28 protein-coding genes, 1 tRNA gene and 1 pseudogene are annotated in these 26,327 nt (G+C 69.9%); 9 read left to right on the plus strand and 21 right to left on the minus strand.

What is annotated here, in order from left to right; genetic code table 11:
• The first annotated feature begins 40 nt into the window (after window positions 1–40).
• The 5 genes from SPK54_RS03105 to rfbD all read left to right on the plus strand — a co-directional run bounded on the left by SPK54_RS03105 (window position 41) and on the right by rfbD (window position 3,736).
• A tRNA-Pro gene (locus tag SPK54_RS03105) sits at window positions 41–117 on the plus strand.
• 108 nt (window positions 118–225) lie between these two features.
• Window positions 226–1,281 carry a dTDP-glucose 4,6-dehydratase gene (gene rfbB, locus SPK54_RS03110; protein WP_330946457.1) on the plus strand — a complete coding sequence of 352 codons (1,056 nt, stop codon included), beginning with the start codon at window positions 226–228 and terminating at the stop codon, window positions 1,279–1,281.
• Window positions 1,282–1,398: 117 nt separating this feature from the next.
• Window positions 1,399–2,286, plus strand: coding sequence for a glucose-1-phosphate thymidylyltransferase RfbA (rfbA, locus tag SPK54_RS03115; RefSeq protein WP_330946458.1), 888 nt, complete (start codon window positions 1,399–1,401; stop codon window positions 2,284–2,286).
• The gene (gene rfbC / locus SPK54_RS03120; protein ID WP_330946459.1) at window positions 2,283–2,843 is read left to right on the plus strand and encodes a dTDP-4-dehydrorhamnose 3,5-epimerase; all 561 of its coding nucleotides are present in this window, start codon (window positions 2,283–2,285) and stop codon (window positions 2,841–2,843) included. The genes rfbA and rfbC overlap by 4 nt, the downstream gene beginning before the upstream one ends.
• Complete coding sequence (gene rfbD / locus SPK54_RS03125) at window positions 2,840–3,736, plus strand: dTDP-4-dehydrorhamnose reductase (protein ID WP_330946460.1); 897 nt, start codon at window positions 2,840–2,842, stop codon at window positions 3,734–3,736. The genes rfbC and rfbD overlap by 4 nt, the downstream gene beginning before the upstream one ends.
• 66 nt (window positions 3,737–3,802) lie before the next feature.
• On the opposite strand, the gene SPK54_RS03130 is transcribed toward rfbD, so the two are convergent.
• From SPK54_RS03130 to SPK54_RS03160, 7 genes are all read right to left on the minus strand, one after another.
• Window positions 3,803–4,636: a M15 family metallopeptidase gene (locus SPK54_RS03130; RefSeq protein WP_330946461.1), complete on the minus strand. Its 834-nt coding sequence runs from the start codon at window positions 4,634–4,636 to the stop codon at window positions 3,803–3,805.
• A 27-nt stretch (window positions 4,637–4,663) separates the two neighbouring features.
• A complete protein-coding gene (locus SPK54_RS03135; protein ID WP_330946462.1) occupies window positions 4,664–5,233 on the minus strand; it encodes a PH domain-containing protein in 570 nt (189 codons plus the stop codon).
• Between the two features lie 3 nt (window positions 5,234–5,236).
• Window positions 5,237–6,550: an alpha/beta fold hydrolase gene (locus tag SPK54_RS03140; protein ID WP_330946463.1), complete on the minus strand. Its 1,314-nt coding sequence runs from the start codon at window positions 6,548–6,550 to the stop codon at window positions 5,237–5,239.
• Between the two features lies 1 nt (window position 6,551).
• Window positions 6,552–6,734, minus strand: coding sequence for a DUF4177 domain-containing protein (locus SPK54_RS03145; RefSeq protein ID WP_330946464.1), 183 nt, complete (start codon window positions 6,732–6,734; stop codon window positions 6,552–6,554).
• Window positions 6,731–6,910, minus strand: a complete 180-nt coding sequence (locus SPK54_RS03150) for an Arc family DNA binding domain-containing protein (RefSeq protein ID WP_190281600.1) — start codon at window positions 6,908–6,910, stop codon at window positions 6,731–6,733. The genes SPK54_RS03145 and SPK54_RS03150 overlap by 4 nt, the downstream gene beginning before the upstream one ends.
• 3 nt (window positions 6,911–6,913) lie before the next feature.
• Window positions 6,914–7,798: an SPFH domain-containing protein gene (locus SPK54_RS03155; protein ID WP_330946465.1), complete on the minus strand. Its 885-nt coding sequence runs from the start codon at window positions 7,796–7,798 to the stop codon at window positions 6,914–6,916.
• A 93-nt stretch (window positions 7,799–7,891) separates the two neighbouring features.
• Window positions 7,892–8,803 (minus strand): hypothetical protein, encoded by a 912-nt coding sequence (locus SPK54_RS03160; RefSeq protein ID WP_330946466.1) that lies wholly within the window; start codon window positions 8,801–8,803, stop codon window positions 7,892–7,894.
• A 75-nt stretch (window positions 8,804–8,878) separates the two neighbouring features.
• Between SPK54_RS03160 and SPK54_RS03165 the strand changes: the two genes are divergently transcribed.
• Entirely contained in the window at window positions 8,879–9,214 is a 336-nt protein-coding gene (locus SPK54_RS03165; RefSeq protein ID WP_330946467.1) for a hypothetical protein, read from the plus strand.
• 1 nt (window position 9,215) lies between these two features.
• Here SPK54_RS03165 and SPK54_RS03170 read toward each other — a convergent pair whose 3' ends face one another.
• Entirely contained in the window at window positions 9,216–9,935 is a 720-nt protein-coding gene (locus SPK54_RS03170) for an arginyltransferase (RefSeq protein WP_330946468.1), read from the minus strand.
• A 111-nt stretch (window positions 9,936–10,046) separates the two neighbouring features.
• On the opposite strand from SPK54_RS03170, the gene SPK54_RS03175 reads away from it, so the two are divergent.
• A complete protein-coding gene (locus tag SPK54_RS03175) occupies window positions 10,047–10,631 on the plus strand; it encodes an EF-hand domain-containing protein (protein ID WP_330946469.1) in 585 nt (194 codons plus the stop codon).
• 72 nt (window positions 10,632–10,703) lie between these two features.
• On the opposite strand, the gene SPK54_RS03180 is transcribed toward SPK54_RS03175, so the two are convergent.
• From SPK54_RS03180 to SPK54_RS03190, 3 genes are read right to left on the minus strand one after another with little or no spacing between them, the layout of a single operon-like run.
• Window positions 10,704–11,510 (minus strand): hypothetical protein, encoded by an 807-nt coding sequence (locus SPK54_RS03180; RefSeq protein WP_330946470.1) that lies wholly within the window; start codon window positions 11,508–11,510, stop codon window positions 10,704–10,706.
• Complete coding sequence (gene tesB / locus SPK54_RS03185) at window positions 11,507–12,370, minus strand: acyl-CoA thioesterase II (RefSeq protein ID WP_330946471.1); 864 nt, start codon at window positions 12,368–12,370, stop codon at window positions 11,507–11,509. The genes SPK54_RS03180 and tesB overlap by 4 nt, the downstream gene beginning before the upstream one ends.
• 59 nt (window positions 12,371–12,429) lie before the next feature.
• Entirely contained in the window at window positions 12,430–12,987 is a 558-nt protein-coding gene (locus SPK54_RS03190; RefSeq protein ID WP_330946472.1) for an N-acetylmuramoyl-L-alanine amidase, read from the minus strand.
• Between the two features lie 22 nt (window positions 12,988–13,009).
• Here SPK54_RS03190 and SPK54_RS03195 point away from each other — a divergent pair, with 22 nt between their 5' ends.
• Entirely contained in the window at window positions 13,010–13,537 is a 528-nt protein-coding gene (locus tag SPK54_RS03195) for a hypothetical protein (protein WP_330946473.1), read from the plus strand.
• Between the two features lie 103 nt (window positions 13,538–13,640).
• Window positions 13,641–15,776 (plus strand): bifunctional 23S rRNA (guanine(2069)-N(7))-methyltransferase RlmK/23S rRNA (guanine(2445)-N(2))-methyltransferase RlmL, encoded by a 2,136-nt coding sequence (gene rlmKL / locus SPK54_RS03200; RefSeq protein ID WP_330946474.1) that lies wholly within the window; start codon window positions 13,641–13,643, stop codon window positions 15,774–15,776.
• Here rlmKL and SPK54_RS03205 read toward each other — a convergent pair whose 3' ends face one another.
• From SPK54_RS03205 to SPK54_RS03250, 10 genes and pseudogenes are all read right to left on the minus strand, one after another.
• Window positions 15,777–16,586, minus strand: coding sequence for an ABC transporter permease subunit (locus tag SPK54_RS03205; RefSeq protein ID WP_330946475.1), 810 nt, complete (start codon window positions 16,584–16,586; stop codon window positions 15,777–15,779).
• The gene (locus tag SPK54_RS03210) at window positions 16,583–17,449 is read right to left on the minus strand and encodes an ABC transporter permease subunit (protein WP_330946503.1); all 867 of its coding nucleotides are present in this window, start codon (window positions 17,447–17,449) and stop codon (window positions 16,583–16,585) included. Before SPK54_RS03210 ends, SPK54_RS03205 begins: the two co-directional genes overlap by 4 nt.
• A 119-nt stretch (window positions 17,450–17,568) precedes the next feature.
• Window positions 17,569–18,717: an ABC transporter ATP-binding protein gene (locus SPK54_RS03215; protein ID WP_330946476.1), complete on the minus strand. Its 1,149-nt coding sequence runs from the start codon at window positions 18,715–18,717 to the stop codon at window positions 17,569–17,571.
• A gap of 1 nt (window position 18,718) precedes the next feature.
• Window positions 18,719–19,870, minus strand: a complete 1,152-nt coding sequence (locus tag SPK54_RS03220; protein WP_330946477.1) for a polyamine ABC transporter substrate-binding protein — start codon at window positions 19,868–19,870, stop codon at window positions 18,719–18,721.
• Window positions 19,871–19,936: 66 nt separating this feature from the next.
• Entirely contained in the window at window positions 19,937–20,950 is a 1,014-nt protein-coding gene (locus SPK54_RS03225) for a hypothetical protein (protein ID WP_330946478.1), read from the minus strand.
• A 195-nt stretch (window positions 20,951–21,145) separates the two neighbouring features.
• A pseudogene (locus SPK54_RS03230) lies at window positions 21,146–21,709 on the minus strand (HNH endonuclease); the annotation flags it as partial.
• Window positions 21,710–21,980: 271 nt separating this feature from the next.
• On the minus strand, window positions 21,981–23,771 hold the full coding sequence (locus tag SPK54_RS03235) for an acyl-CoA dehydrogenase C-terminal domain-containing protein (RefSeq protein ID WP_330946479.1): 1,791 nt from the start codon (window positions 23,769–23,771) through the stop codon (window positions 21,981–21,983).
• 98 nt (window positions 23,772–23,869) lie between these two features.
• Window positions 23,870–24,340 (minus strand): hypothetical protein, encoded by a 471-nt coding sequence (locus SPK54_RS03240; protein ID WP_330946480.1) that lies wholly within the window; start codon window positions 24,338–24,340, stop codon window positions 23,870–23,872.
• A gap of 52 nt (window positions 24,341–24,392) precedes the next feature.
• Window positions 24,393–24,581 carry a hypothetical protein gene (locus SPK54_RS03245; RefSeq protein ID WP_190281580.1) on the minus strand — a complete coding sequence of 63 codons (189 nt, stop codon included), beginning with the start codon at window positions 24,579–24,581 and terminating at the stop codon, window positions 24,393–24,395.
• 108 nt (window positions 24,582–24,689) lie between these two features.
• A complete protein-coding gene (locus tag SPK54_RS03250; RefSeq protein WP_330946481.1) occupies window positions 24,690–26,018 on the minus strand; it encodes a DEAD/DEAH box helicase in 1,329 nt (442 codons plus the stop codon).
• Window positions 26,019–26,327 lie beyond the last annotated feature (309 nt).

Here is a 26,327-nt window from a genome sequence, read left to right on the forward strand (position 1 = left end):
CCGGAAGCGGCGGGCTCAGGTATAATCGCCGGCCAATCTTCGGGGTATAGCGCAGCCTGGTAGCGCACTTGTCTGGGGGACAAGTGGTCGTCGGTTCAAATCCGGCTACCCCGACCAATACAATGTTCCGCATCTGCCCGGAACGCCTCGCGAAACCCCGCCTTTCAGGCGGGGTTTTTGCGTTTGGGCGATACTTGCAAGCTGCATCACAGGGATCGTTCACGCATGACGACATGGCTGGTTACCGGCGGCGCCGGCTTCATCGGTGGCAATTTCGTGCTGGAGGCGGTGGCGCGCGGGGTCAAGGTGGTGAACCTGGACGCGCTGACCTACGCCGGCAACCGCGACACCCTGGCCGCGATCGAGGGCGATCCGAACCACGTGTTCGTGCACGGCGACATCGGCGACCGTGCGCTGGTAGCGAGGCTGCTGGCCGAGCACCGGCCCGACGCAGTGGTGAACTTCGCCGCCGAGAGCCACGTGGACCGCTCCATCGATGGCCCGGCCGCGTTCATCCAGACCAACGTGGTCGGCACGCTGGCGCTGCTGGAATCGGTGCGCGACTACTGGAAGGCCTTGGAGGGCGCGGCGCGGGAAAGCTTCCGCTTCCTGCACGTGTCCACCGACGAGGTCTACGGCACGCTGGGCGAAACCGGCCTGTTCACCGAGACCACGCCGTACGCGCCGAACTCGCCGTATTCGGCGTCCAAGGCCGCCTCCGACCACCTGGTGCGCGCTTTCCACCACACCTACGGGCTGCCGGTGCTGACCACCAACTGCAGCAACAATTACGGCCCGTACCATTTCCCCGAAAAGCTCATCCCGCTGGTGATCGCCAAGGCGCTGGCCGGCGAACCGCTGCCGGTGTACGGCGACGGCAGGCAGGTGCGCGACTGGCTGTTCGTGGCCGACCACTGCGAGGCCATCCGCACCGTGCTGGCCAAGGGCCGGGTGGGCGAGACCTACAACGTCGGCGGCAACGCCGAGAAGCAGAACATCGAGGTGGTGAAGGCGATCTGCGCACTGCTGGACGCGCGCCGCCCGCGCAAGGACGGCCTGCCGCGCGAATCGCAGATTACTTTCGTCGCCGACCGACCCGGCCACGACCGTCGCTATGCCATCGACGCCAGCAAGCTGCGCGACGAGCTGGGCTGGCAGCCGAAGTACAGCTTCGAGCGGGGCATCGCCGAGACCGTCGACTGGTATCTGGCCAATCAGGGCTGGGTGGAGCGCGTGCTGGACGGGTCCTATCGCCTGGAGCGCATCGGGACATCGGGATAAGCGCGATTCCGTCATTCCCGCAGGGGCGGGAATCCCGCCTCCGACTTGGCGGGGACAACGCGAAAAGCCGGGTCCCCGCCTGCGGAGGGACGACGGACAAGAAAACGGACGACTGACATGACCCAACGCAAAGGCATCATCCTGGCAGGTGGCTCCGGCACCCGCCTGTATCCGATCACCCAGGCGGTGAGCAAGCAGCTGCTGCCGGTGTACGACAAGCCGATGATCTATTACCCGCTCAGCGTGCTGATGCTGGCGGGCATCCGCGAGGTGCTGATCATCAACACCCCGCACGAGCAGGCCCTGTTCCAGCGCCTGCTGGGCGACGGCTCGCAGTGGGGCATGAAGATCGAGTACGCGGTGCAGCCGAGCCCGGACGGGCTGGCGCAGGCGTTCCTGATCGGCCGCGAGTTCCTCGCCGGCGGGCCGTCCTGCCTGGTGCTGGGCGACAACATCTTCCACGGCCACGGCCTGACCGAACTGCTGCAGCGCGCCGACGCGCGCCGGGACGGCGCCACCGTGTTCGGCTACTGGGTGCGCGATCCGCAGCGCTACGGCGTGGCCGAGTTCGACGCCGGCGGCTTGGTCGTCGGCCTGGAGGAGAAGCCGGCAAAGCCCAAGTCGAACTATGCCGTCACCGGCCTGTATTTCTACGACGGCCGCGTCTGCGATTACGCCGCGGCATTGAAACCTTCGCCGCGCGGCGAGCTGGAAATCACCGACCTCAACAAGTGCTACCTCGACGACGGCAGCCTCCACCTGGAGAAGATGGGGCGCGGCTACGCCTGGCTCGACACCGGTACCCACGAATCGCTGGTGGAGGCGTCCACCTTCATCGAGACCATCGAGGCGCGGCAGGGGCTGCGGGTGTGCTGCCCGGAGGAAATCGCCTTCTTCAACGGCTGGATCGACGCCGCGCGCCTGCGCGAACTGGCCGAGCCGCTGGCCAAAAACGGCTACGGGCAATACCTGCTGGGGCTGGCGGCGCAGGGTCGCGTCGCGTGAAGATCATCGGGACGGATCTGCCGGGCTGCGTGGTGATCGAGCCGGCCGTGCACGGCGACGCGCGGGGGTTCTTCTACGAGGGCTGGAACGCGCAGCGCTTCGGCCAGCACGGGCTTCCCACTTCGTTCGTGCAGCACAACGTCAGCCGCTCGCAGAAGGGCGTGCTGCGCGGGCTGCACTACCAGTGGCCGGACCATCCGCAGGGCAAGCTGGTCAGCGTGCTCGAAGGCGAGGTGTACGACGTGGCGGTGGACATCCGCCGCGGCTCGCCGACGTTCGGGCGGCACGCGGCCGCCATCCTCAGCGCGGACAACAAGCGCCATTTCTGGATCCCGGAGGGCTTCGCCCACGGCTTCCTGGTGCTGAGCGAGACGGCGTTGTTCACCTATCTCTGTACCGCGCCCTACGACCGCGACAGCGACAACTCGCTGCGCTGGGACGACCCCGCGCTGGCGATCGACTGGCCGCTGGCGGAGGTATCGCTTTCCGCCAAGGACGCGGCCGCGCCTCTGCTGGCCGACATCGCGCCGGAACGCCTGCCGCAGTACGCCGCATGAGGCTGCTGCTGCTGGGCGGCAACGGCCAGGTCGGGCGCGAACTTCGGCGCACGCTGCCGGCGCTGGGCGAGCTGGTGGTGGCGACGCGCGAGGGGGGCGACGGCGAGCCCGCAGCCGATTTCGACGCGCCCGATGCGCTGGGCGAACTGGTGCTGCGCATCGCCCCCGACGTGGTGGTCAATGCCGCCGCCTACACCGCGGTGGACCGTGCCGAAAGCGAGCCCGACGCCGCATTCCGGGTCAACGCGCGGGCACCCGGCGCCATCGCCCAGGCCTGCGCGGCGACCGGTGCGCTGCTGCTGCATTACTCCACCGACTACGTGTTCGATGGCAGCGCCTCGCGTCCGTATCGCGAGGACGACGCCACCGCGCCGCTGGGCGTCTATGGCGCCAGCAAGCTGGCCGGCGAGGAAGCGGTCCGCGCCAGCGGCGCGCGTCACGCGATCCTGCGCACCGCCTGGGTGTACGCCGCGCATGGGAAGAACTTCCTGCACACCATGCTGCGGTTGGCCGGCGAGCGCGACGAGCTGCGGGTGGTGGCGGACCAGGTCGGTGCGCCCACGCCGGCGGCGTGGATTGCCGAGGCCAGCACCCGGATCCTCGCGCATGGCGTGCCCACATCCGGTACGTGGCATCTGGTCGCCGCGGGCGAAACCAGCTGGCATGGCTTCGCCCAGGCGATCATCGACGAGGCGCTGGCAGCGGGCCTGTTGCAGCGGGTCCCGCGGGTGCTGCCGATCGCGTCGGCGGAGTATCCGACCCCGGCGCGCCGGCCTGCCTATTCAGTGCTGGACACCGAAAGGCTGCGCCGGGATTTCGGCATCGCCCCGCCCGACTGGCGCGACGGGTTGCGTGGCGTCCTGAGCGAACTCGCCGCGTCCCGCACCCCGTAAGAGCACCGCAGGGGCGCGATGCTTTTTACGTGATCCGCTGAAAGCAGTCGCGCCCCTGCGGTGCGCCTACGCGGCTTGCTTCGAGCTGGGCGCGAAGCGCCAGTGCCAGGGTTCGTAGACGATGCCGTGCGGGTTGTCGCGCGGATAGCTCATCGAGAACCCGTAGTCGCCAGCGTGCTCGCGCAGCCAGGCGAACGCCGGCGTGCGCTCGAATGATTCCTCCGCCGGGGGTTCGTCGACGGTGCCGATGTCCAGCGCAAGCCCGGAGTGGTGCTCGGAAAAACCGGGCGCGGCGTTGACCGCGAGGATCTCCCCCACGCTCAGCCCGTGCGCCAGCTTCCGCTCGAAGATGCCGAGCTGGTAGGCCTGGCTGCGATAGCCGGAGATCGCCTCCAGCACGATGCCGTCGGCCAGCGCGGCATCGCGCAGGTGCCGCCAGGCGCGGGCGGCGTCGATGCGCAGCCACAGCGGGCGCCGCCAGCGATCGAAATCCGCCAGCGCCAGCCAATCCGGTTCATGGGTGAGGCTCAGGCCGGTCCGCATGGCGTAGCCGTCCGCATCCAGGCCCAGCAGCTGCAGGCGTTGCGCCAGGCGGTGCAGGGGCAGCACCCCGGTGTGTTCGATGCCATTGCGAAGATGCGGCTGATGCGCGTCCAGTGCGCGCCTTGCCGCCGCCATGCCGGGTTCGCGATGCAGGCCGGGTCGCAGCGGGTGCAGGCCATCTTCCAGCTGGGCGGCCAGCCACGCGCCGTCGCGTTTGCGCCGCAGCACGCGGCGGGCGCGGGCGAGCAGGCGGGCGTGGCCATTGCCGCGCGCACGCAGCAGGCCGGCCGGCCACAGCTCGATCTCCGGGGTGTTCAGCAGCGCGACTTTGAGCGGAAGCGGCGGCAGTTGCGGCATGCGATGCAGGATACCTCCGCGGGTCGCTCAGCGCCCGCGCAAGGCGTCCAGCAGGGCCTGCGGCTTTTCCGGGCTGACCAGGATGAGCTTGCCATCGCGCTGCGGCAGCAGCAGGACGTTGCGGCGCGCGGTGAGCAGGCAGAACGCGCGGTTGCGGTTGCGCAGCAGGTAGTGCCCGGCACTGAAACCGGGAAGGCTGAAGCCGCCGAGCTGGAGCATTGGCTTGTACTCGGTGTGTTCGTCCAGATCCAGTATGCGTGCCTTGTCCAGTACCAGATCGGTGACCGGCACCCTGCGGCTGAAGAGCAGGGCGCCCGAGACCTCCAGCTGGCCTGCGCGGAGGGTAATGGCGCGGTGCGCCAGCATCGAGGCGAGTCCGGCCGGCACCAGTGCGGTGCCGAACACCAGCATCAACCACCATGGCACCGGGTTGTGGGGGGACTGCTGGTGCGGGCTGGTCAGGAACGCGGCCAGCAGGAGCACCACCCACAAGCCCAGCACCAGCGGCCAGGTCACATGGTGCAGCGGGGCCGGCGGGAAATCGCGGCTCGACACCGCTTGCCCGGCGGCGCCCGTCCTGGTGTCGGGGTGTTTCATCGCTCAGTGTCTCTTGATCCAGGCCGCGACCTCGTCGATCAGCGTGGCGTCGACATGCCCCGGCTGCTGGTATTCGGCCAGCGACCCGTCGCCGTCGCCGGCGATGCCGAGGTGGTTGAGCCTGTCGAACAGCTTGAATGCGACCGCGGGATCGTCGTGGAAGGCGCCTTTCCAGCGCTGCCAGTCGGCATCCACCACCTGGATGTCGCGCGCACCCTGCAGGACCAGCATCGGCAGATTCACCCGCTGTGCTTCGGCCACCGCGTCCACGCCGTCGGCGCTGCGCCAGTAGCCCGCCGACAGGCCCATCGGCCCCTTCGCCGCGGCATCGGTCGCTGCATCGCGAACGCTGCGCACCTGCTGGACCAGGGCGTTGATCGCGTCGCGCTCGGCATCGCTGGTCTTGCCGTCGTCGAGGACGGCGAGGCGGCGGTTCTGCTCGATCACGATGTCCAGCAGCGGCCGCGCCGGGGCCGCCAGCAGGACCAGCCCGGCGACGTGGCCGGACATCGCGGCGATGCGCGGCGCCATCATCCCGCCCAGGCTGTGGCCGAGCACGAACACCCGCTTGGGATCGATCCCTTCGGCCTTGCGCAGTGCGTCCACCGCGTGCACGGCATCGAAGGTGGTTTCCTCGTCCACCCCGGGTACCCCGCCGGCGAAGTCCTGCGGCCGCGCCCGGGTGCGCTTCTCGTAGCGCAGCACCGCGATGCCCTGCGCGGCCAGGCCGCGGGCGATGTCCAGGAACGGCCGGTTGGGGCCGATGGTTTCGTCGCGGTCGTGCGCGCCGGAGCCGTGCACCAGCACGACGGCGGGGAAGGGGCCATCGCCCTTCGGCAGCGCCAGCGTGGCGGGCAGGGCGCGTTCGCCGGTGCCGACCATCAGTTGGCGCTCGAGGTAGGGCGCATCGGCGGCGACCGCCGGGGCGGGCGTCGCGGCCTGCGCCGGCTGCACCAGGAAGCCGGTGATCCGGCCATCCCCATCGATGGCGAACGTCGCCACCAGTTCCGCTTTTTCGTAGTGCAGCGGGATTCTCACCAGCGTCGCGCCACCCTGCGCGGACACGGCGGGTTCGCCGCGCCCGGTGGCTTTGCCGACCTGCGCCGGCAGCGATTCCCACACCGCCTTCAGTTTGTCCGCCGGCACCGCCGCGGCCATCTTTTCGCCGAACGAGCGTTCCACCTGCGCGTAGTCGCCGGCGTCCATGCGGTCCAGGGCCTGGCGGGCGATCGCCGCGGGATCGGCGGCCTGCGCGCTGGCGCCGGCGGCTAGCGCCAGCGAGGTGGCGAAGGCGAGGGAAAAGAGGGTGCGGCGCATGTCAGGCTTCCTTCTTGAAAACGAGCGTGGGCGAAGACACGGTCGGCGTGGCATGGACGATGTTGACCAGCTCCCAGCCGGAGCGGCCGTGCTTGTCCAGCTCTTCCTGCAGGGCTTCCAGCTTGAATCCGCCCATCAGCCCGGTCTTCACCTCCACCACCAGGTATTTCCAGTTCCTGCTCACGCTTCATCCTCCGGTCTTGTCTTGGGCGCGGGCATCCGCCCGGCCTTGCGCAGCGCGTCGCGCAACACGTATTCGATCTGTGCGTTGAGGCTGCGCAGTTCGTCGTCCGCCCAGCGCTGTGCCGCCGCCAGTACCTCGGCGTTGATGCGCAGCGGATAGGCCTTTTTTTCGGACATGGCTCAGTACAGCGTGCCGGCGTTGACGATGGGCTGGGTGCTGCGCTCGCCGCACAGCACCACCAGCAGGTTGGACACCATCGCCGCCTTGCGCTCCTCGTCCAGCTGCACGACGCCGTTCTTCTGCAGTTCGGCCAGCGCCATCTCCACCATGCCCACCGCGCCGGCGACGATGCGCGTGCGCGCGGCGATGATGGCGTTGGCCTGTTGGCGCTGCAGCATGGCCTGTGCGATTTCCGGCGCATAGGCGAGGTGGCTGATGCGCGCATCCAGCACCTGCACGCCGGCATCGGCCAGCCGCTCCTGCAACTCGTTCAGCAGGTGCTGGCTGATCTCGGCGGCATGGCTGCGCAGCGACAGCTGGCCTTCCTCGTGCTGGTCGTAGGGATAGCTGGTGGCCATCGCGCGCAGCGCGGACTCGGACTGGATATGCACGAAGCTTTCGTAGTCGTCCACGTTGTAGACCGCCTCGGCGCTGTCCTGCACCTGCCAGACGATGACCGCGGCGATCTCGATGGGGCTGCCGTCCAGCTCGTTGACCTTGAGCTTGCCGGATTCGAAGTTGCGCACCCGCAGCGAGATCTTCTTCTTGCTGAAGAACGGGTTGTTCCAGCGCAGGCCGTCGGTCTTCACCGTGCCGACGTAGCGGCCGAACAGGCTCAGCACCGCCGCCTGGTTGGGCTCGACCTTGTACAGGCCGATCAGGCTGAAGAAGGCCAGTGCGCCCAGCAGCAGTCCGCCGAGGATGCGGGTGCCGGAGGCGACGCCGAGGTTGTCCGGGTCCGGGCCGATGCCGGTGGCAACCAGCCAGACCGAAACGGCCGCGGTGGCCAGCACCGCCAGCAGGAACGGGATGCCGGGCAGCGAGGAAACGGGATTCTCTTTCATGGTGGTGCCCCAGTGTTCTTGTGCTTATTTGATATCAAATTGATATCAACTTAGGCAAGAGCTTCCCGACGGACGGTCAGCGCGCCGGCCGGCTCACTGCTGCGGAACCAGGTAGAACAGCGGCGCCGGGACGAATTCGCCGGTCGCGTAGAGCCCGCCGCCGCCAGCGCTCCAGGCCAGCGACTCGGCCTGCGGAATCGGCGGGATGTCATGGGCCTCGGGCGTCCGGGCGGTGGCGGCGGCCCAGCTTTCGCCCTCGCCACGCCGGTAGAACAGCACGCTGCCGTAGGTCAGCACCGCCAGGCTTCGGCGGTTGGGGGCGATGTCCGCGGCGGTCACCTGGGAGAACAGTGCGGCCAGCTTCGGGTCCTTGCGCCGCAGCTCCTCGCCCACCTGCGGCACGCCCGCCAGCCGGCCGATGCGCCGCGCCTCGACCACCGCGCCGCGCGGATCGGCCAGCGGCAGCGAGAACAGCTCCGGCGGCACCCGCTTCTTCGAGATCAACAGCACCTGGCCGGCGGCGGCATCCACTGCCACCGCTTCGCAGTCGCGCGGGCCGTCCGGCCAGCGCGCGCGGATCGTCCACGCCGGCTTGAGCCTGCCATTGGCCAGTTCCGCCGGTTCCTCGAACACGTGCAGGGAAAAACCGCGGCGGCGCCCGCCGTTGTCGCCGGTATCGGCCAGCAGCAGGTAGCGGCGGCCGTCCAGCTCGAAGCTGGCCAGGTCTTCCCAGTCCTGGTTGTCCGCGCTTTCAACCTCGTAACGCGCCAGCAGGCGGCCGCGCCGGCTGATGGCGTACAGGCGGGCCGGGTTGCCGCCGTCGTTGATCGCCCACAGCACCCCGTCATGGGCGTGCGAGGCGGCCAGGCCGCTGATTTCACCAAGCTGCCTGCTGGTCACCAGCCCGGCCAACCGCGCGAACGGCAGCGATGGCGGCGTGCAGGCGGCAATGCCGAGCAGCAGCGCGGCCACGAGCGAGATCCGCGGTAGGGGCGAAATCGGCATGCGCACAGGATCGCATGGCCGGCGCGGGGGACGAAACGCATGTGCCCGTCACCGCAGGTATGCAAGGATGTGGGCATGAACGAATGGTCCGGATATGCCGTGTTCTTCTTCCCGCCGGCGCTGGAAGCGCTGGGCGATGCCGTCAAGCCCTACCTGCAGGAGGGGCCGGCGGGGCCCTTCGTGCAGTGCCGGGAAGTGGATACCGGCGGCGCCTTCATCGAGATGACGCTGGAAGGCCGCGCGCCGGATGGCCGGGCGGTTGCGCTGGAGTTGATGGTGCCCGGCAACATGGTGCGGATGATCGTCTCCGTGCGCAGCGACGCCGAGTTCGGCTTCTACGATCGCAGCCGGGCCGGCATGGTGACGCTGGAGCCGGGCATGCCGCCGGTGGAGGCTGCGGGCAAGCCCTGATTCAGGCTTCCAGCCGCCGCCAGCCGCGGCCGTCGAAGCCTTCCAGCGGGCGGAAGCGGCGCTTGTAGTCCATCTTCGGATGGCCGGCGATCCAGTAGCCCAGGTAGAGGTGGCCGCGGCCATCCCGGGCCGCCCATTCCAGCTGGCGCAGCACGCCGAGGGTGCCGAGCCCGCGCGCCGCCGCATCGGGGTCGTAGAAGGTGTAGACCGCCGACAGCGCATCCGGCGCGAGGTCGGTGACCGCCACCGCCAGCAGCCGGTGGCTGCCGCGTTCGCGCAGCTCCAGAAAGCGGCTCTCGTTCCAGGCGCCGATCAGGAACTGCTCGAACTCCAGCGCGCCGTGGTCGTCCATGCCGCCGCCGGCGTGTCGGGCGGACAGGTAGCGCCGGTACAGCGCCAGGTACTCGTCGGTGCAGGCCGGTGCAACCACGTGCGCCTCGATATCGGCATTGCGGGCCAGGCAGCGCCGCTGGCTGCGGTCGGGGGTGAAAGCGGCCACCGGCACGCGCACCGGCACGCAAGCGCGGCAGCCGCTGCAACCCGGTCGATAGACGATGTCGCCGCTGCGGCGGAACCCCCATGCCAGCGCCATCGGATAGAGCCTTGGGAGGCGCTCGTCGCGCGGGTCCAGCACCAGGTCGCGGGCCTCCCGGTCGGGCCAGTAGCCACAGGGATGCGGCGCGCTGTGGAACAGTCGCAGGTTGTCGTCGTCGCTACCCATGGCGGGAGGATAACGCCGCCGTTCAGCGGCTGGCAGGCTTGGCCGGTCAACCGCCGCGACACCGGGGCGTTTTCCATGGCAAGCCCGGCTGGTGCCGGGAGGAGACGACCCATGAAGAAGCTGCACATCCTGACGCTGGCGATCGCTGCCGCCCTGGTTTCGACCCTGGCATTGGCGCAGACAGCTGCCCCGCGCACGCACGCCAAGCCCGACGCCAACGGCGATGGCGTCATCACCAAGGAGGAAGCCGCGAAGTTCCCGCGCCTTGCGGAGAAGTTCGCGCAGTTGGACAAGAACAAGGACGGCAAGTTGAGCGGCGAGGAGCTGCCGATGCATCGCACCGGCATGCGCGGGCATGCGGGCGGCATGCGTGGCCAGCATGGCGGCATGCGCGCGCTGGATACCGACGGCGACGGCCGCGTCAGCCGCGCCGAGATGCAGGCCGGCAAGAGCGGCATGGACCAGCGTTTCGCGCAGATGGACGTGAACAAGGACGGCTACATCGACAAGGCCGACCGCCAGGCGCGCATGGCCCAGCGACGCGCGGAGTGCTTCGGCAAGGCCGATGCCGACAAGAATGGCCAGCTCAGCCGCGCCGAGTTCGACAAGATGGGCGAGGTGTGCGGCCACGGCCGCGACGGAACAGCAGGGCGGATGTCGCATGACGGCCATCCTGCGCAGATGCAGAAGCGCTGAATCCGCAACACCGGCAACGAAGACGGCCCGCAGCGATGCGGGCCGTTCCTGTTCTGACGGAGGGCGCGTGGATCAGCGCCGGCGCAATACGCGCCAGGCGGCGCCGTTGCGCTCCACTTCGAGCACGCGGGGCTTGCCGCCGCCCACCGTCAGCTGCACCTCGCCGCTGCCGCTGCCGTCGGTGAGGTAGTTGTCCACCGCGATGGCCAGCGTCTCCTTGTCGGGGCATGCCGACGCCGGGAACAGGGCCGCCGGGGTGGCCGGCAGCGCCCGCAGCAGCGCGGGCGACGGATCGCCGCCGTCCACGGCGATGCAGGCGCGCGACGGCTTGCGCCGCTCCAGCGTGTCGGTCACCAGCAGTTTCGCCAGCGCGGTGGGCACATCGATGCGGTGGACCTGCACTTCGGTGATCGCCTCGGGAACCAGCGGCGGCGCCGCCGATGGGGCCTCGGGCGCGTCAGGGGTGGCGACGATGGCCTCCGGCGCCTGCTTGCGTGTGGCAAACACGATCAGCGCGATGCCGGCGGCGATCAGCAACAGCAGTCCCAGCTTGATCCGCTTGGGGCTGAAGAAATCGGGCTTGCCGGTCGCCTCGCCGTGACGGCCGCTGGGCAGGTAGCTCGAAGCCGGGTCGCGCGTGCTTTCCAGCAGGCCCAGCTCCCGCAGCAGCTGGCGGCCGCGCGGCTGGTCCTCGGAGTGGACGATCCAGACCGCGGGGATGTCGTCGGGAATGCGGCGGCTGTCGTAGCTGAAGCCGCCGCGCCGGCGGCCGCGATACGAGCGGCCATTGACGATCTTGACCGCGATGCCTTCGGCGCGCAGCAGTTCGGCCACCGCCTCGACGTTTTCCAGACGCTGGCTGGAGAAGACCTTCCTCACGCGGGCAGCACCCGGATCATGCCTTCCTGCGCGGTGCTGGCGACCAGCCGGCCGCTGCGGTCGAACACCTGGCCGCGGGCCAGCCCGCGCGCGCCCTGCGCGCTGGGGCTGTCGATCGAATAGAGCAACCAGTCGTCGGCGCGGAAACTGCGGTGGAACCACAGCGCGTGGTCCAGTGACGCCATCTGCACGTTCGGCTGGTAGTAGCTGATGCCGTGCGGGAAGGTGGCGGTGCCGAGCAGGTGGAAGTCGCTGGCGTAGGCCAGCAGCGCGCGGTGCAGCTCCGGCGCATCGCCCACCTTCTCGGTCAGGCGGAACCAGACCTGCTGGAACGGCGGGCGCTTGGGCGGGTTCAGTTCGTCGCGCGGATAGACGTGGCGGAATTCGAACGGCCCGGCGCGGTCCAGCCAGCGCTGCACCTTGGTCGGCAGCAGGGCGAGCTTGTCCGGCGGGATCGTCGGCGCGGGCTCCAGGTCCTCGGGCTTGGGGACCTCCGGCATCGACAGCTGGTGCTCCGCGCCGGGCTCCTCGTCATGGAACGAGGCCGCGCAGAAGAAGATAACCTTGCCGTGCTGGATCGCGGTCACCCGTCGCACCGAAAAGCTGCCGCCGTCGCGGGTGCGGTCCACGTGATAGACGATCGGCGCCTCGATATTGCCGGCGCGCAGGAAATAGGCGTGCAGCGAATGCGCGTTGCGCGGCTCGGTCAGGGTGGCCTGCGCCGCCGACAGCGCCTGCCCCAGCACCTGCCCGCCGAACACGTACTTGGTGCCGATGTCGCGGCTCTGGCCACGGAACAGGTCGTCTTCCAGGCGTTCCAGCGACAGCAGTTCGATCAGTTCGGAGACGGGGGCGTTCATGGGCCGGAATTATACGGGGCGGCCGTCGCGCTTCCTTTTGCTGCCGGGCGCGGACGCCGCTAGGCGATGCGCCGCAGCGGCACCGCATCCAGCACGGCCTGCCACGGAAACAGCGGCCCCGGGTCGCGCTTGCGCCGCACCTTCACGGTGGGGTCGTCGCTGGCTTCGACCTCGTCGCGATCCAGGTCCTCGTGGCCGGCGATCTGCGCCAGCGAGGGGATTTCCCCGCACAGCCATTGCAGCAGGGCGGTCAGCGCGGCGATCTGCGCGTCGGTGTATGGCTCGTCCATCGCCTGCCGGCGGGAATCCAGCCAGTGCGGGTAGCGCCCGGTATTGACCAGTTCGATGCCGATGCTGCGCGCGTTCCAGCCGCGGGTGTGGTGGGCGCTGCGGCCCACCGGCACGTATTCCTCGATGCGGCCGTCGCGGTCGATGTAGTAATGGCCGCTGTTGCCGGTACCGGAGTCGTACAGCACGCGCTCGCCGTACGCCCGGGCGGTGGCCAGATCCGGCAGCTCGGTGCAGTGGATGACCACGGTGTCGACGGCGTCCGGCGCGCGTGCGGCCAGCAGCGCCGCATAGGGCAGGTGGCGTGCGTGGATCGGCGGGGCGGGCATGCGCCGATGCTAGCATTCACCCATGAGAGGACATTGCATCCTGTCGCACGGCTTCGAAAGCGGCCCCGATGCGACCAAAGTGACCGCGCTGGCGGATGTGGCCGAGCGCCTGGGTTGGACCCACGAACGCCCCGACTACACCGACCTGGACGCCCGTCGCGAGGTGACGCCGCTGGGCGATGTGGCCGCGCGCATCGCCCGCCTGCAGGGGCTGGCGCAGGCGGCCGCCGCGCGCGGGCCGCTGGTGCTGGCCGGTTCCAGCCTGGGCGCCTACATCAGCGGCCACGTGTCGCGGCAGCTGCCGGTGGCCGGGCTGTTCCTGATGGCCCCGCCGGTGGTGATGGAGGGCGCGCCGCCGATGCAGGCCGCCAGCGTGCCGACCTCGATCATCCACGGCTGGCACGACGAGCTGATCCCGGCCGCGCAGGTAGTGGAATGGGCGGCGGCGCGAAATGCGCGGCTGCTGCTGGTGAACGATTCGCACCGCCTGTCCGACCACGTGCAGGCCAGCGCCGAGGCGTTCGCCGCGCTGCTCGGTGACTTGCGCTGATGCCCGTCTCCACCCGCAGGAGCGCACCGCAGGCGCGCGATGCTTCTTGCCGGACGACGGATCGCGCCCCTGCGGCGCGCTCCTACGATAGAACTCTTCACCCATGAAATTCTTCGCTTCTTGCGGCAAGGGCCTGGAATACCTGCTGGCCGATGAGCTGGTGGCGCTCGGCTGCGCACGCGCCACCGCCACCATCGCCGGCGCCAACGTCGAGGGCAGCCTGCTGGACGCCCAGCGCGCGGTGCTGTGGTCGCGGCTGGCCAGCCGCATCCTGTGGCCCATCGCCGAGTTCGAGTGCGCCGACGAACACGCGCTGTACGCCGGCGCGGCCGCGGTGGACTGGACGCGCCATCTCTCGCCCAGCCACACTTTCGCCATCGATGCACATGTCTCCGGCAGTGCCCTCACCCACGCGCGCTACGCCGCGCAGCGGGTCAAGGACGCCGTCGTCGACACCCTGCGCGCCAGCACCGGCCAGCGGCCGGACGTCGACGTGGACTCGCCGGATGTGCGCGTCAACCTGGTGGTCCGCAAGGGCCGCGCCACGCTGTCCATTGACCTGTCCGGCGGGCCCATGCACCGCCGCGGCTGGCGGCGCGTGCAGGGCACCGCGCCGCTGAAGGAAACCGTGGCCGCCGCCGTGCTGCTGCGTGCTGGCTGGCCGCAGGTGTATGTCGACGGCGGCGACCTGCTCGATCCCATGTGCGGCAGCGGCACGCTGCTGATCGAAGGCGCGCTGATGGCCGCCGACGTGGCGCCGGGGCTGCGTCGCCACGGCGAGGCACCGCCCACGCGGTGGAGCGGCTTCGATGCCGAGGGCTGGAGCGGCCTGTGCATCGACGCCATCGCCCGCGAAGCGCGCGGCCGGGCCACGTTGCGTCCCTGCCTGCACGGCAGCGATGTTGACCCGCACGCGATCCGCGCCGCGCGCGAGAACGCGCAAGTGGCCGGCGTGGACGATGCCATTTCCTTTGCGGTCTGCGACGTCGCCGACCTGCCGCCGATGGAAAACCCGCGCGGCACCGTCGCCTGCAATCCGCCCTACGACGCGCGCCTGGCCGCCGATCCTGCGCTGTACCGCGCGCTGGGCGCTGCGCTGAAACGCGCCGTGCCGCAGTGGCGCGCCGCCCTGCTGTGCGGCGATTTCGAGCTGGCGCGCGCCACCGGCCTGCGCGCGAACAAGCGCTACCAGGTGTTCAACGGCGCGATCGAGTGCAGCCTGATTGCGGTTGATCCCATCGCTCCGCCGCAGCGCGAGGCCAGCGAAAAGCGCGAGCTTCCGGAAGGCGCGCAGATGGTTGCCAACCGCATCCGCAAGAACCTCGACAAGCTGGCGCGCTGGCGGCAGCAGGAGCAGGTCGCCTGCTTCCGCGCCTACGACGCCGACATTCCCGAATACGCCTGCGCCGTCGATGTCTACACAACGGTCGAAGGCGAGACGTGGCTGCACGTGCAGGAATACGCCGCGCCCGCCGAGATCCCGGAGGCCACCACCCGCAAGCGCCTGAGCGACCTGCTGCTGGCGGTGCGCGAGGTGTTCGGCGTGCCGCGCGAGCGGGTGGCGGTGAAGACCCGCAGCACCGGCAAGGGCGGCAGCAAGTACGGTCATTTCGACCACCGCGGCGAGTTCCTCACGGTGGAGGAGGGCGCGGCCAAGCTGCAGGTCAACCTGTTCGACTACCTCGACACTGGCCTGTTCCTGGACCACCGCCCGCTGCGCGCGCGGATGGCGCTGGAGGCGCGCGGCAAGCGCTTCCTCAACCTGTTCTGCTACACCGGCGTGGCCACCGTGCAGGCGGCGGTGCAGGGCGCGGCGCAGACCACCAGCGTGGACCTGTCGGCGACCTATCTGGAATGGCTGGCCGACAACCTGCGCGGCAACGGCATCGGCGGCACCCGCCACCGCATCGCCCAGGCCGACGCGCTGAAGTGGCTGGAAGCCGACGACGGCGAGTACGACGTGATCTTTTGCGACCCGCCCACCTTCTCCAATTCCAAACGCGCCAACGACTTCGACGTGCAGCGCGACCACGTGCGCCTGCTGCGCGCGGCGGTGGCGCGGCTGGCGCCGGGCGGCGTGGCGTACTTCAGCAACAACTTCCGCCGCTTCAAGCTGGATGAGGCAGCGCTGCTCGAGTTCGCGCAGGTCGAGGACATCAGTGCCTCGACCATCCCGCCCGACTTCGCACGCAACGCGCGCATCCACCGCGCCTGGCGGATCGTCGCGCGCGGCGGTTGATCAGCGCTCCGCGCCGGCGCGCTCGCGCCGGTGCATCACGATGCCGGCCACCATCACCCCGACCGCCACCGCGGTAACGATCAGCGTGGCCAGCGCGTTGATTTCCGGGGTCACGCCCAGCTTCACCTTCGAGTAGATCAGCATCGGCAGGGTGCTGGCGCCGGGGCCGGAGGTGAAGCTGGCGATCACCAGGTCGTCCAGCGACAGGGTGAAGGCCAGCAGCCAGCCGGCCAGCAGGGCCGGCGCGATCAGCGGCAGGGTGATCCGGAAGAACACCCGCCACGGGCGCGCGCCCAGGTCCATCGCGGCTTCTTCCAGGCTGTCGTCCAGCGCGGTCATGCGCGAGCGCACCACCACGGTGACGTAGCAGGTGGTCAGGGTGATGTGGGCGATCATGATCGTGCCCATGCCGCGCTCCGGCCAGCCCAGCGCCTGCTGCAGGGTGACGAACAGCAGGAGCGAGGACAGGCCCAGCATCACGTCCGGCATCACCATCGGCGCGGAGTTCATCAGGCTGAGCAGGCCGCGGCCGGGGAAGCGGCCGAACCTCGAGAGCGCCAGCCCGCAGGCGGTGCCCAGGACGGTGGCCGCGCTGGCGGCCACCGCGGCGATGGTCAGGCTGCGCGCCAGCGCCTGCAGGATCTGTTCGTTGGAGAACAGCGCCACGTACCAGCGGGTGGAGAAGCCCGCCCACACCGTGGCCATGCGCGAGGCGCTGAACGAATACACGATCATCGAGATGATGGGCACGTACAGCAGCGCGTAGCCCACCGCCATCGCCGCCCACAGGCCCCAGTTGCGCCGGCTCATGCCTGCGCCTCGCTGCGCTCGCGGCGGTTCTCGACGTATTCGAACAGCAAGGTGGGGATCACCAGCATCAGCAGCATGGCGACCGCAACCGCGGCGGCCAGCGGCCAGTCGCGGTTGGTGAAGAACTCCGTCCACAGCACGCGGCCGATGGTCAGCGCGTCGGGGCCGCCGAGGATGTCCGGGATCACGAATTCGCCCACCGCCGGGATGAACACCAGTAGGCCGCCGGCGATGATGCCGGGCATCGACAGCGGCAGGGTGATCCGCAGGAACGCCTGCCACGGCTTCGCGCCGAGGTCGGTTGCGGCCTCCAGCAGGCCGAAGTCCAGCCGCATCAGCGTGGCGGTCAGCGGCAGGATCATGAAAGGCAGGTAGTTGTAGACGATGCCGATGTAGACCGCGAGGTCGGTGTGCAGGATCGCGGTGCCGGGTTCGATCAGGCCGGCGGCGGCCAGCGCGCCGGTCAACACGCCGTTGGCCTTGAGCATCCCGATCATCGCGTAGGTGCGCAGCAGCGAACTGGTCCAGAACGGCAGGATCACCAGCACCAGCAGCAGCATCCGCCACACCGGGCGCGCGCGCGCGATGCCGTAGGCGATGGGGTAGCCCAGCAGCAGGCAGCACAGGGTGGAGACGCCCGCGAACAGCAGCGACTTCAGGTAGGCGGCCACGTACAGCGGGTCCTGCAGCAGCAGCACGTAGCTGGAGATGTGCAGGCGCAGGCTGGCGGCGCCGTCGGCGGACTGTTCCAGCAGCGGCGTGTAGGGCGGCGCCTGCCCGAACACCGCTTCGGCGAAGCTGATCTTCAGCACGATCAGGAACGGCACCGCGAAGAACAGCAGCAGCCAGAGCATCGGCAGCATGGTGGTGAGCAAGCGCCCGCGGCGGGTGCGGAACTCGGTGCCCACCGCGCGGAACCAGCCGAACAGGTTGCGGACGACCTCCGCCCACAGCTGCGACCAGCCGCCGTTCGGGACGCCGCTCATGCCGCCAGCACCACCGCGCCGCTGGCCGGCCAGCTGAGCCACAGCGTTTCGCCCCAGTCGTAATGCGGCTCGGAGCTGCGCTCGACGTGGGTTTCCTGCACCCGGATCACCGCGCCGGTTTCGGTTTCGACGTGGTAGATGGAGACATCGCCGAGGTAGGCGATGTCGCGCACCTTGCCCACCGCCACGTTGTCGGCCTGCGGGCGCGACTCGTGCACGTCGATCTTCTCCGGGCGCACCGCCACGCTGACGGCGGTGCCTTCCGGCAGCGGATCGGCGTGGCGGGCCAGCAGCGCGCCGCCATCGACCGCATCGCAGGCGATCCGCACCCGGCGCTCGCCGGCATCGAACGACAGCACCCGGCCTTCGAACAGGTTGATGCCGCCGATGAACTCGGCGACGAACCGGGTGGACGGGTATTCGTACAGCGCCGCGGGGGTGGAGACCTGCACGATGCGGCCGGCGTCCATCACCGCGATGCGGCTGGACATGGTCATCGCCTCTTCCTGGTCGTGGGTGACCATCACGAAGGTGGTGCCCACGCGCTCCTGGATGTTGACCAGCTCGAACTGGGTGCGCTCGCGCAGGCGCTTGTCCAGCGCGCCCAGCGGTTCGTCCAGCAGCAGCAGCTTGGGCTGCTTGGCCAGCGCACGCGCCAGCGCCACGCGCTGGCGCTGGCCACCGGACAGCTGGGCCGGCTTGCGCGCGCCTAGCTGCGGCATCTGCACCAGCTCCAGCATCTGCTGCACGCGATCCCTGATCTCCCCCGCGCCCATGCCGTCCTGCTTCAGGCCAAAGGCGATGTTCTGCGCCACGCTCATGTGCGGGAACAGCGCGTAGCTCTGGAACATCATGTTGACCGGCCGCTGGTAGGGCGGCAGCGCGGTGACGTCCACGCCGTCGATCAGCACGCGGCCGCGGTCGGGCGTTTCCAGCCCGGCCAGGATGCGCAGCAGCGTGCTCTTGCCGGAACCCGATCCGCCCAGCAGGGCGAAGAACTCGCCGCGGTACACATCCAGCGAAATGTCGTCGCAGGCGTAGAGCTTGCCGAAGGTCCTGGTGATGCCCTCGATCCGCAGGAACGGTTGCGCCGCCGGGTCCTTCCACGGCTCCAGCGGCGCGGCGGAACGGATGGCCAGCGCCACCTCAGCGTCCGCTCTTGATCGCGGTCCAGGCGCGCACGCGCTGGCGCTGCACGGCTTCGGGCAGGGACCTGGGGTCGACCAGCTTGGCGCGCACGGCCTCCGGCGGATACACGCCGGGGTTGTTGGCGATGTCGGGCTCGACCAGCGCGGTGGCGTCCTTGTTCGGGTTGGCGTAACCCACCGCGTCGGTGATCGCGGCGGTGACTTTCGGCTCCAGCAGGTAGTCGATGAACGCCTGCGCGTTGCCCGGGTGCTTGGCGTCCCTGGGGATCGCCATCACGTCCACCCAGCGGATCGCGCCTTCCTTCGGGATCACGTAGCGGATGTCAGGCGCCGGCTTGCCGGTGGCTTCCGCCGCCTCGGCGGCCGCGTCGGCGGCGCCGAGGATGTCGCCCGAGTAGCCCATCGCCACGCAGACGTCGCCGTTGGCCAGCGCGTCCTTGTATTCGGCGTTGTTGAAGGTGCGGATGTGCGGGCGGATCGCGGCGTACACCAGCTTGACGGTCTCGATCTCGTCGGCGGCGCCGGCGTTCGGGTCCTTGCCCTTCCAGATCAGCGCGGCGCCGAAGGCCTCCTGGTCGTCGTCCAGCACGCTGATCCCGCACTTCGCCAGCTTGGTGGCGTTGGCGGGGTCGAACAGCAGGTTCCAGGAATCGATGGGCGCGTTCTCGCCCAGCACCGCCTTCACCTTGTCCACGTTGATGCCCAGGCCCGTGGTGCCCCACATGTACGGCACCACGTAGGCATTGCCCGGGTCGATGTCGGCCAGGCCCTGCAGGAGCGCCGGGTCGAGGTGCGACAGGTTCGGCAGCTTGGCCTTGTCCAACGGCAGGTACAGGCCGGCCTTGATCTGCCGCTGCGCGAACGGGCGCGCCGACGGGAACACCACGTCGTAGCCGCTGCTGCCAGCGGTCAGCTTGGTCTCCAGCGTCTCGTTCTCGGAATAGACGTCGTAGTTGACCTGGATGCCTGTGGCCTTCTCGAAATCGGCGATGGTGTCCTCGGCCACGTAGTCGGACCAGTTGTAGACGTTGAGGATCTTCTCTTCCGGGCCGGCCGGCGTGGCGCTGGAAGCATCCGTGGCATCGGGCTTGCCGCCGCAGGCGGTGAGCAGCAGCACGGCGCAGGCAAGGGGGGCAAGGCGCAGGGTCACGGCAGTCTCCGGGAGGTCAATCCGCGAATGGTACGCGCAGCAGGGCCGCGAGGAGCCGGTGCCCGCTCAGTGGCCGCGGATGCGCCCGAACAGCCCGGTGGTGCGGGGCGACGCCGGCGGCGCCGCGGCGGGCGCCGGGGCGGGCTCGGCGTACCCGGTCGCCAGATTGGCATTGATGAAATCGATCACCTCTTCCTGGCGCACGCCGCTGGCTTCGGCGATCTCGGCGACGCCGGCGGGGCCCTTCATCATCACCGTGGCGATGCGGAAGTGCTTGGGGTATTCGCGTTCCGTTTGCGGCCATTTCTTCAACAGGTATTGGCCATCGGCGGCGGCACCGGACACGAGTCCACCCAGCCACTGCAGGCGCGGCAGCGGTTGCGCCGGGCCGAGCGCGGCGGCTTCGGCTTCCCAGGCCGCGTCGTCGGGCGTGGCGAAGTCGCTTTCCGGCAGTTCGCCGGCGAAGCAGGCCGCCACGGTTTTGAGCGCGCCAGGGCCGTGCCAGTGGCCTGCCTGCGGATCGATCAGCAGCACCGGTGCGTCGGGACGCTGCAGGCGCACGCGTCGGTGCAGGGCGCCGGGGGTCAGCCACTGCTGCAGCGTGCGCGCCGCCGGTGGCGCCGGCTCGGCTGCCGGCGTCGCTGCGGCGGGGCCTGGCGCAGATTCCGTCTCCGGCATTCGCGGCGGCTCCGGCGCTGGCTGCGATACCGCCGCGACGGCCGGCGCGGATTGCGCAGCGGCTTCCGGCTCTGGGGACGGTTCCGGTCCGCGCGGCGGCACCGCGCCTTCCGAGGCGTCGGCTGCATCCCCGGCGATCTCGCTGAGCAGCACCGCAAGGTCGGTGGCGGTGACCGGCTGCGGCAGCCGGTAGTCGGTCTGCTGGCGGTCGGCGCCGGTCAGGGCGATCACCTTGCGGCCCATGCCGTGCAGGCGCAGCCAGCTCATGGGACCGTACAGGCTGTCCATGTCGATGATCACGTAATCGGCCGCGTCGCCTTCGACGAGGGTCCAGCGGTTGCCGGTTTCCGCATTGGCGATCTTGAACGCGGCGGCAACCTCCGCCTCGGTCGCGCGATCCATTCCGGTAGTCCCAAGCGTCAGCGCCATCCCCGTCCCCACAGCGGTAAACCGGGTTCGAGTGTTGCCAAGCGGGGCGCGTGCGTCAATGCGGGAGCGTGATGCGCCGGGCCTGCGCGGGCAGCTGCCCTCCGGCGATGACGGCGGTCCGAACGCCCGCGCGCTTGCGCGGGCCGGGCATCCGGCAGACCCGCCGGGTCAGCCGGCGCGGCGCGGATGGCGCGGCAGCTGGGCCTTCAGGAAGGCCATCTGGTCGGCCAGGATGTTGCGGTTGGAGAGGATCAGGTGCTCCACCCAGCTGGGCCGGTAGGGCACGGCCAGCAGCGGCATGCCGGCCTGCTGCGGCGTGCGGCTGCCCTTGCGCGAATTGCACGGGAAGCAGGCGGTGACGACGTTTTCCCAGATGTCGCGGCCGCCCTTCGACACCGGCTGCACGTGGTCGCGGGTGAGCGTACCCCGGTGGTATTTGCGCCCGCAGTACAGGCACAGGTGCTGGTCGCGGGCGAACAGCGCCGGGTTGGTGAGCGCCGGCGTGGGATCGATGGCCGCCGGGCGGACGTGCCCGCGCGCGGCGATGATGGGGTGCAGGTGCAGGATGCTGCGCTCGCCGCTGCGGCGGCTGATGCCGCCGTGGATGCTGAGGCAGGGGTCGCCCAGCGTCCAGGCCACTGCGCCGCGGGCATACAGGCAGGTGGCGTCCTGCCAGCTCAGCCAGTCCAGTGCGCGGCCGTGGGCATCCAGCCCGAGCAGGCGCAGATGGGGAGAAAATTCGGTGGCGCCGGCGGCAACGAAGCTGTCCGCGTGCAGGGCAGCGGTGGGGTCGCCGGTATGGGCCGTGCGAAAGGTCGCTGTATCGGTCTCCATCGGGAAACCAGCTTATACGCCTTCGATGACGGTTTGTGTACTTCGACGGCGTTGAAGCAGCGAGCCCGTCATCCCCGCGAAAGCGGGGATCCAGGGACTTCGCTTTTCCGGGCTCAACCGTCCACGGATCCTCGCTTTCGCGGGGATGACGGCTTGTACGCGGCCGCCGTTACGCGCCGAAGCCTTCGTCGGGCATCGCCATCAGCGTGCCCGCGCCGGCTTCGATGGCGGCCTTGTGCGCCAGCGTGCGCGGCAGGACGCGGGCGAAGTAGAAGCGGGCGGTGTCGCGCTTGGCGTCCTTGAACGCCTGCGGGCGGTCGGACGCGTTGGCGGCGGCGACGCTGCGCGCCCACCAGTAGGCCAGCACCACGTAGCCGGAATAGAACAGGTAGTCCGTGCTCGCTGCGCCCAGCTCCTCCGGGTTGGCGGCGGCGCGGGTCAGCGTCTCGATGGTGAGCTTGCCCCACTCGCCGCACTTGGCGCGCAGCGGCGCGATGAACTCGGCCAGCGCGGCGTCGCCTTCGTGCTGCTTCGCGAACGCTTCCACCTCGGCGATGAACAGCTTCAGCCCGGCGCCCTGCGTGGCCGCGGTCTTGCGGCCGATCAGGTCCAGCGACTGAATGCCGGTGGTGCCTTCGTACAGCGTGGTGATGCGGGCGTCGCGGGCGTACTGCTCCATGCCGTGCTCATGGATGTAGCCGTGGCCGCCGAAGCACTGCAGGGCGTTGTAGGTGTTCTCGATGCTCCATTCGGTGAGGCAGGCCTTGGAGATCGGAGTGAGGAAGCTGACCAGCGTGTCGGCGCGCTCGCGCTCTGCGGGATCGGCGGCCTTCTCCGCTTCGTCAAGCAGCGAGTAGGCGTGCATGGAGAGCAGGCGGCCGCCCTCGACCAGCGCCTTCTGGGTCAGCAGCATGCGGCGCACGTCCGGGTGCACCAGCAGCGGGTCGGCCGGCTTGTCGGGGTTCTTCGGGCCGGACAGCGAGCGCGACTGCAGGCGCTCGCGGGCGTAGCGCAGCGCGTTCTGGTAGGCGCGCTCGGACAGGCCCAGACCCTGCACGCCCACGCCCAGACGGGCGGAGTTCATCATCACGAACATCGCCTGCAGGCCCTTGTGCGGCTGGCCGACGAGATAGCCCTCGGCGCCGTCGAAGTTCATCACGCAGGTGGCGGACCCGTGGATGCCCATCTTGTGTTCGATGGCGCCGCAACGCACCGCGTTGCGCTCGCCCACCGTGCCGTCGCGCGCCACCTTGAACTTGGGCACCACGAACAGCGAGATGCCCTTGGCGCCCGGCGGCGCGTCCGGCAGCTTGGCCAGCACCAGGTGGACGATGTTGGGGACGAGGTCGTGCTCGCCGGCGGTGATGAAGATCTTGGTGCCGGTGATGGCGTACTTGTCGTCGGCGACGGGTTCGGCGCGGGTCTTGAGCAGGCCGAGGTCGGTGCCGCAGTGCGGTTCGGTCAGGCACATGGTGCCGGTCCACCTGCCGGCCACCAGCGGCTCCAGGAACACCGTCTTCTGCCAGTCCTCGCCGTAGGTTTCCAGCGCCTTGACGGCACCGTGGCTGAGCATCGGGAAGTTGCCCCAGGCCAGGTTGGCGCTGTCCACCATCTCGGTCAGCACGCCGCCCAGCAGCGCGGGCATGCCCTGGCCGCCGTGCTCGGGCGCGTTGGTCAGGCCGGTCCAGCCGCCTTCCACGAACTTGTCGAACGCGTCCTTGAAGCCGGGCGGCGGGGTGACGTTGCCGGTGGCCTTGTCGTAGCTGCAGCCGATCTCGTCGCCGATCCGGTTGAGCGGGGCCAGCACGGTTTCGCTGAAGCGCGCCGCTTCGTCCAGCACCGCGTCCACCAGCTCGCGGTTGGCATCGGCATGGCCGAGCCTGGCGAACAGCGCTTCTGCGCCCAACACGTCGTAAAGGGCGAAGCGGAGATCGTCGAGGGGGGCCTTGTAGGTGCTCATGCGTGCGGTTCCTGGCATGGGCGGGCCGCCATCCGGCCCGCGGGAACCTCGAGCATACTACAGCGTATGGTGTCGGTGTAATGCCCGCCGCGGCGGGTTCAGCGCAGCGCGCCGGGCAGGCCTGGCACCGGCGACAGCGCGCTCTCGCGCTTGATCTCGTAGCTGCGCGGCTTGCCGTCCACGGGGCCGGCCTGGAGGGTGCCGCGCAGGCTGTAGGACAGCCCGCGGCCGTCGGCCAGCGCGGTGGCCAGACGCGCGCGCCCGGCCGGCGTCGGGGTGACCACGGCGGTATGCACGTCGGCGGATTCGGGGGCCACTTCCAGGTTCGGCTGCAGGTCCAGCCGCGCAGCAGAACCGTTGTCGAAGGCGATTTCCAGCGCGGTGCTGTCGAAGCGCATGGCCACGCTGCTGAAGTTGTTGAGCCGCAATTGCACGTCCCAGCGGCCGTCGGCGCGCACGGTGAGCTGCTGGATGCTGGCCGCGGGTTCGGAAACGCGCCGCACCGGGCTGCTGCCGCAGGCGGCCAGCAGGAAGGCAAGGGCGGCGAAACAGGCAAGCCGGCGGATCATGCGGGGGCTCCGTGGGACGAAGACCGCAGCATACCCGCGCATGTCGCCGACATCAGTAGATCTGCTCGCCGCCGGGCACGGGCAGCTCGCGGATGTAGAGGTCCTTGGCGGCGATGAACGCCTCGGCGCAGCGGTAGGCTTCGCGCCCGAGTTCCATGCGCGCATCGGCATCCAGCGGCGCGCCGCGATGGGCGCCCACCAGCTGGGCAAACAGGGTCAGGGCGATGTCGTGGATGTCCATGCGGGGCTCCCCAGTGCAAGTGGGGAACATACACCCGCAACGCGCGCGCAGGAACCCGCCGGCAGGCGTCAGCCGTGCCGGCGGGGATGGCGCTGCGATGGCGCCGGATCAGCCCTGGCGCGAGTCGCGGCGGCCGGCGCCCGGGTTGTTGCCGCGGCGGCCGTCACGCGGCTGCTTGGGGCCGGTATGCGCATGCGCGTGGGCCTCGGCGGTGCGCGGCTTGCCGTGCGGGCGGCGGTTGCGGGCCGGGCGCGGGCTGCGCGGGGCGTTGTTGAAGGGCTTGGCTTCGCTGCGGATCGCGCGCGAGGGCTCGAAGCCCGGCACGACCTCCATCGCGATCTCGCGGCCCAGCAGCTTCTGGATCTGGCGCAGCAGGTTGGCCTCGTCCGGCGACACCAGCGAGATCGCCTCGCCGGTCGCGCCGTTGCGGCCGGTGCGGCCGATGCGGTGCACGTAGTCCTCGGCCACCATCGGCAGGTCGTGGTTGATCACCAGCGGCAGGTCCGGGATGTCGAGCCCGCGCGCGGCCACGTCGGTAGCCACCAGGATCCGGGTCTTGCCCGACTTGAACTCGTTCAACGCCTTCTGGCGGGCGGCCTGGCTCTTGTTGCCGTGGATCGCCAGCGCCGGCAGGCCGGCCTTTTCCAGTTGCTCGGCCAGGCGGTTGCAACCGTGCTTGGTCTTGCCGAACACCAGCACCTGCTCGGTGTGGCGGCGGGCCAGGATCTCGATCAGCAGGTCGCGCTTCTTGGCCCCGTCCACCGGGTGCGCGTGGTGGCTGATGGTCTCGATCACGGTGTTCTGCGCCGCCACCTGCACCTGCTGCGGGTCCTTCATGAACTCCAGCGCCAGCGCCTTGATGCGCGGCTCGAAGGTGGCCGAGAACAGCAGGGTCTGGCGCTGCTGCGGCACGTGCTTCATGACCCGCTTGATCGACGGCAGGAAGCCCATGTCCAGCATGCGGTCGGCTTCGTCCAGCACCAGCATCTGCACGTTGCCGAGCTTGCAGGTGCCGCGGTCCAGGTGGTCGATCAGGCGGCCCGGGCAGGCCACCAGCACGTCCACGCCGCGGCGGAAGGCTTCCACCTGCGGCTGCATGCCGACGCCGCCGAACAGGGCGGTGACGTTCAGGCGTAGGTGCTTGGCGTAGCTGCGCAGGTTCTCGCTGACCTGCACGGCCAGCTCGCGGGTGGGGGTGAGCACCAGCACACGCGGACGGTGCAGGCCCTCGGGCTTGGGCATCTCGGCCAGCTTCTGCAGTAGCGGCAGGCCGAACGCGGCGGTCTTGCCGGTACCGGTCTGGGCGCCGCCCAGCACGTCATGGCCGGCCAGCACCAGCGGGATGGCCTGCTGCTGGATGGGGGTGGGGGTGGTGTAGTTGTTGTCGGCAAGCGCGCGCAGCAACGCGGGCGCAAGGCCCAGGGATTCGAACGACATGGGGAACTCCTTTGGTGCCCCGCACGGAATACGGGGCGGCCCGGGCGTTCCTGTTGAACCGCGCCGCAGGCAGATGGCACGACGCCGGTGATCCGGGCCGTGTCTGCGCGACGAAAGGCGTACGGGGAAGAAAGCCGCGAAGGGCGGCCGGCTCGATCAGGAAAAACGCACCTTTCGCGGAGGAAAGGCGATCAGCCGTGCGCAGAACAGCCGGCATTCTACGCGAAAAGCCCCGCCACGCCGCGGCGCCCCTTCCGTCGTTCAGGTTGGCATGCCACTCTTCCGGCTTCCCGCAATCACCGATTCCCG

This window comes from Thermomonas sp. LB-4 (assembly GCF_036409385.1).
In the GTDB taxonomy this organism is placed as follows: Bacteria; Pseudomonadota; Gammaproteobacteria; order Xanthomonadales; family Xanthomonadaceae; genus Thermomonas.

What these genes read in the sequence shown, in the direction of transcription:
- rfbB (WP_330946457.1), top strand. Translation starts at nt 226, where the DNA reads ATGACGACATGGCTGGTTACCGGCGGCGCCGGCTTCATCGGTGGCAAT.
- rfbA (WP_330946458.1), top strand. Translation starts at nt 1,399, where the DNA reads ATGACCCAACGCAAAGGCATCATCCTGGCAGGTGGCTCCGGCACCCGC.
- rfbD (WP_330946460.1), top strand. Translation starts at nt 2,840, where the DNA reads ATGAGGCTGCTGCTGCTGGGCGGCAACGGCCAGGTCGGGCGCGAACTT.
- SPK54_RS03130 (WP_330946461.1), bottom strand. Translation starts at nt 4,636, where the DNA reads ATGCCGCAACTGCCGCCGCTTCCGCTCAAAGTCGCGCTGCTGAACACC.
- SPK54_RS03135 (WP_330946462.1), bottom strand. Translation starts at nt 5,233, where the DNA reads ATGAAACACCCCGACACCAGGACGGGCGCCGCCGGGCAAGCGGTGTCG.
- SPK54_RS03140 (WP_330946463.1), bottom strand. Translation starts at nt 6,550, where the DNA reads ATGCGCCGCACCCTCTTTTCCCTCGCCTTCGCCACCTCGCTGGCGCTA.
- SPK54_RS03150 (WP_190281600.1), bottom strand. Translation starts at nt 6,910, where the DNA reads ATGTCCGAAAAAAAGGCCTATCCGCTGCGCATCAACGCCGAGGTACTG.
- SPK54_RS03155 (WP_330946465.1), bottom strand. Translation starts at nt 7,798, where the DNA reads ATGAAAGAGAATCCCGTTTCCTCGCTGCCCGGCATCCCGTTCCTGCTG.
- SPK54_RS03160 (WP_330946466.1), bottom strand. Translation starts at nt 8,803, where the DNA reads ATGCCGATTTCGCCCCTACCGCGGATCTCGCTCGTGGCCGCGCTGCTG.
- SPK54_RS03165 (WP_330946467.1), top strand. Translation starts at nt 8,879, where the DNA reads ATGAACGAATGGTCCGGATATGCCGTGTTCTTCTTCCCGCCGGCGCTG.
- SPK54_RS03170 (WP_330946468.1), bottom strand. Translation starts at nt 9,935, where the DNA reads ATGGGTAGCGACGACGACAACCTGCGACTGTTCCACAGCGCGCCGCAT.
- SPK54_RS03175 (WP_330946469.1), top strand. Translation starts at nt 10,047, where the DNA reads ATGAAGAAGCTGCACATCCTGACGCTGGCGATCGCTGCCGCCCTGGTT.
- tesB (WP_330946471.1), bottom strand. Translation starts at nt 12,370, where the DNA reads ATGAACGCCCCCGTCTCCGAACTGATCGAACTGCTGTCGCTGGAACGC.
- SPK54_RS03190 (WP_330946472.1), bottom strand. Translation starts at nt 12,987, where the DNA reads ATGCCCGCCCCGCCGATCCACGCACGCCACCTGCCCTATGCGGCGCTG.
- SPK54_RS03195 (WP_330946473.1), top strand. Translation starts at nt 13,010, where the DNA reads ATGAGAGGACATTGCATCCTGTCGCACGGCTTCGAAAGCGGCCCCGAT.
- rlmKL (WP_330946474.1), top strand. Translation starts at nt 13,641, where the DNA reads ATGAAATTCTTCGCTTCTTGCGGCAAGGGCCTGGAATACCTGCTGGCC.
- SPK54_RS03205 (WP_330946475.1), bottom strand. Translation starts at nt 16,586, where the DNA reads ATGAGCCGGCGCAACTGGGGCCTGTGGGCGGCGATGGCGGTGGGCTAC.
- SPK54_RS03210 (WP_330946503.1), bottom strand. Translation starts at nt 17,449, where the DNA reads ATGCTGCCGATGCTCTGGCTGCTGCTGTTCTTCGCGGTGCCGTTCCTG.
- SPK54_RS03225 (WP_330946478.1), bottom strand. Translation starts at nt 20,950, where the DNA reads ATGGATCGCGCGACCGAGGCGGAGGTTGCCGCCGCGTTCAAGATCGCC.
- SPK54_RS03235 (WP_330946479.1), bottom strand. Translation starts at nt 23,771, where the DNA reads ATGAGCACCTACAAGGCCCCCCTCGACGATCTCCGCTTCGCCCTTTAC.
- SPK54_RS03240 (WP_330946480.1), bottom strand. Translation starts at nt 24,340, where the DNA reads ATGATCCGCCGGCTTGCCTGTTTCGCCGCCCTTGCCTTCCTGCTGGCC.
- SPK54_RS03245 (WP_190281580.1), bottom strand. Translation starts at nt 24,581, where the DNA reads ATGGACATCCACGACATCGCCCTGACCCTGTTTGCCCAGCTGGTGGGC.
- SPK54_RS03250 (WP_330946481.1), bottom strand. Translation starts at nt 26,018, where the DNA reads ATGTCGTTCGAATCCCTGGGCCTTGCGCCCGCGTTGCTGCGCGCGCTT.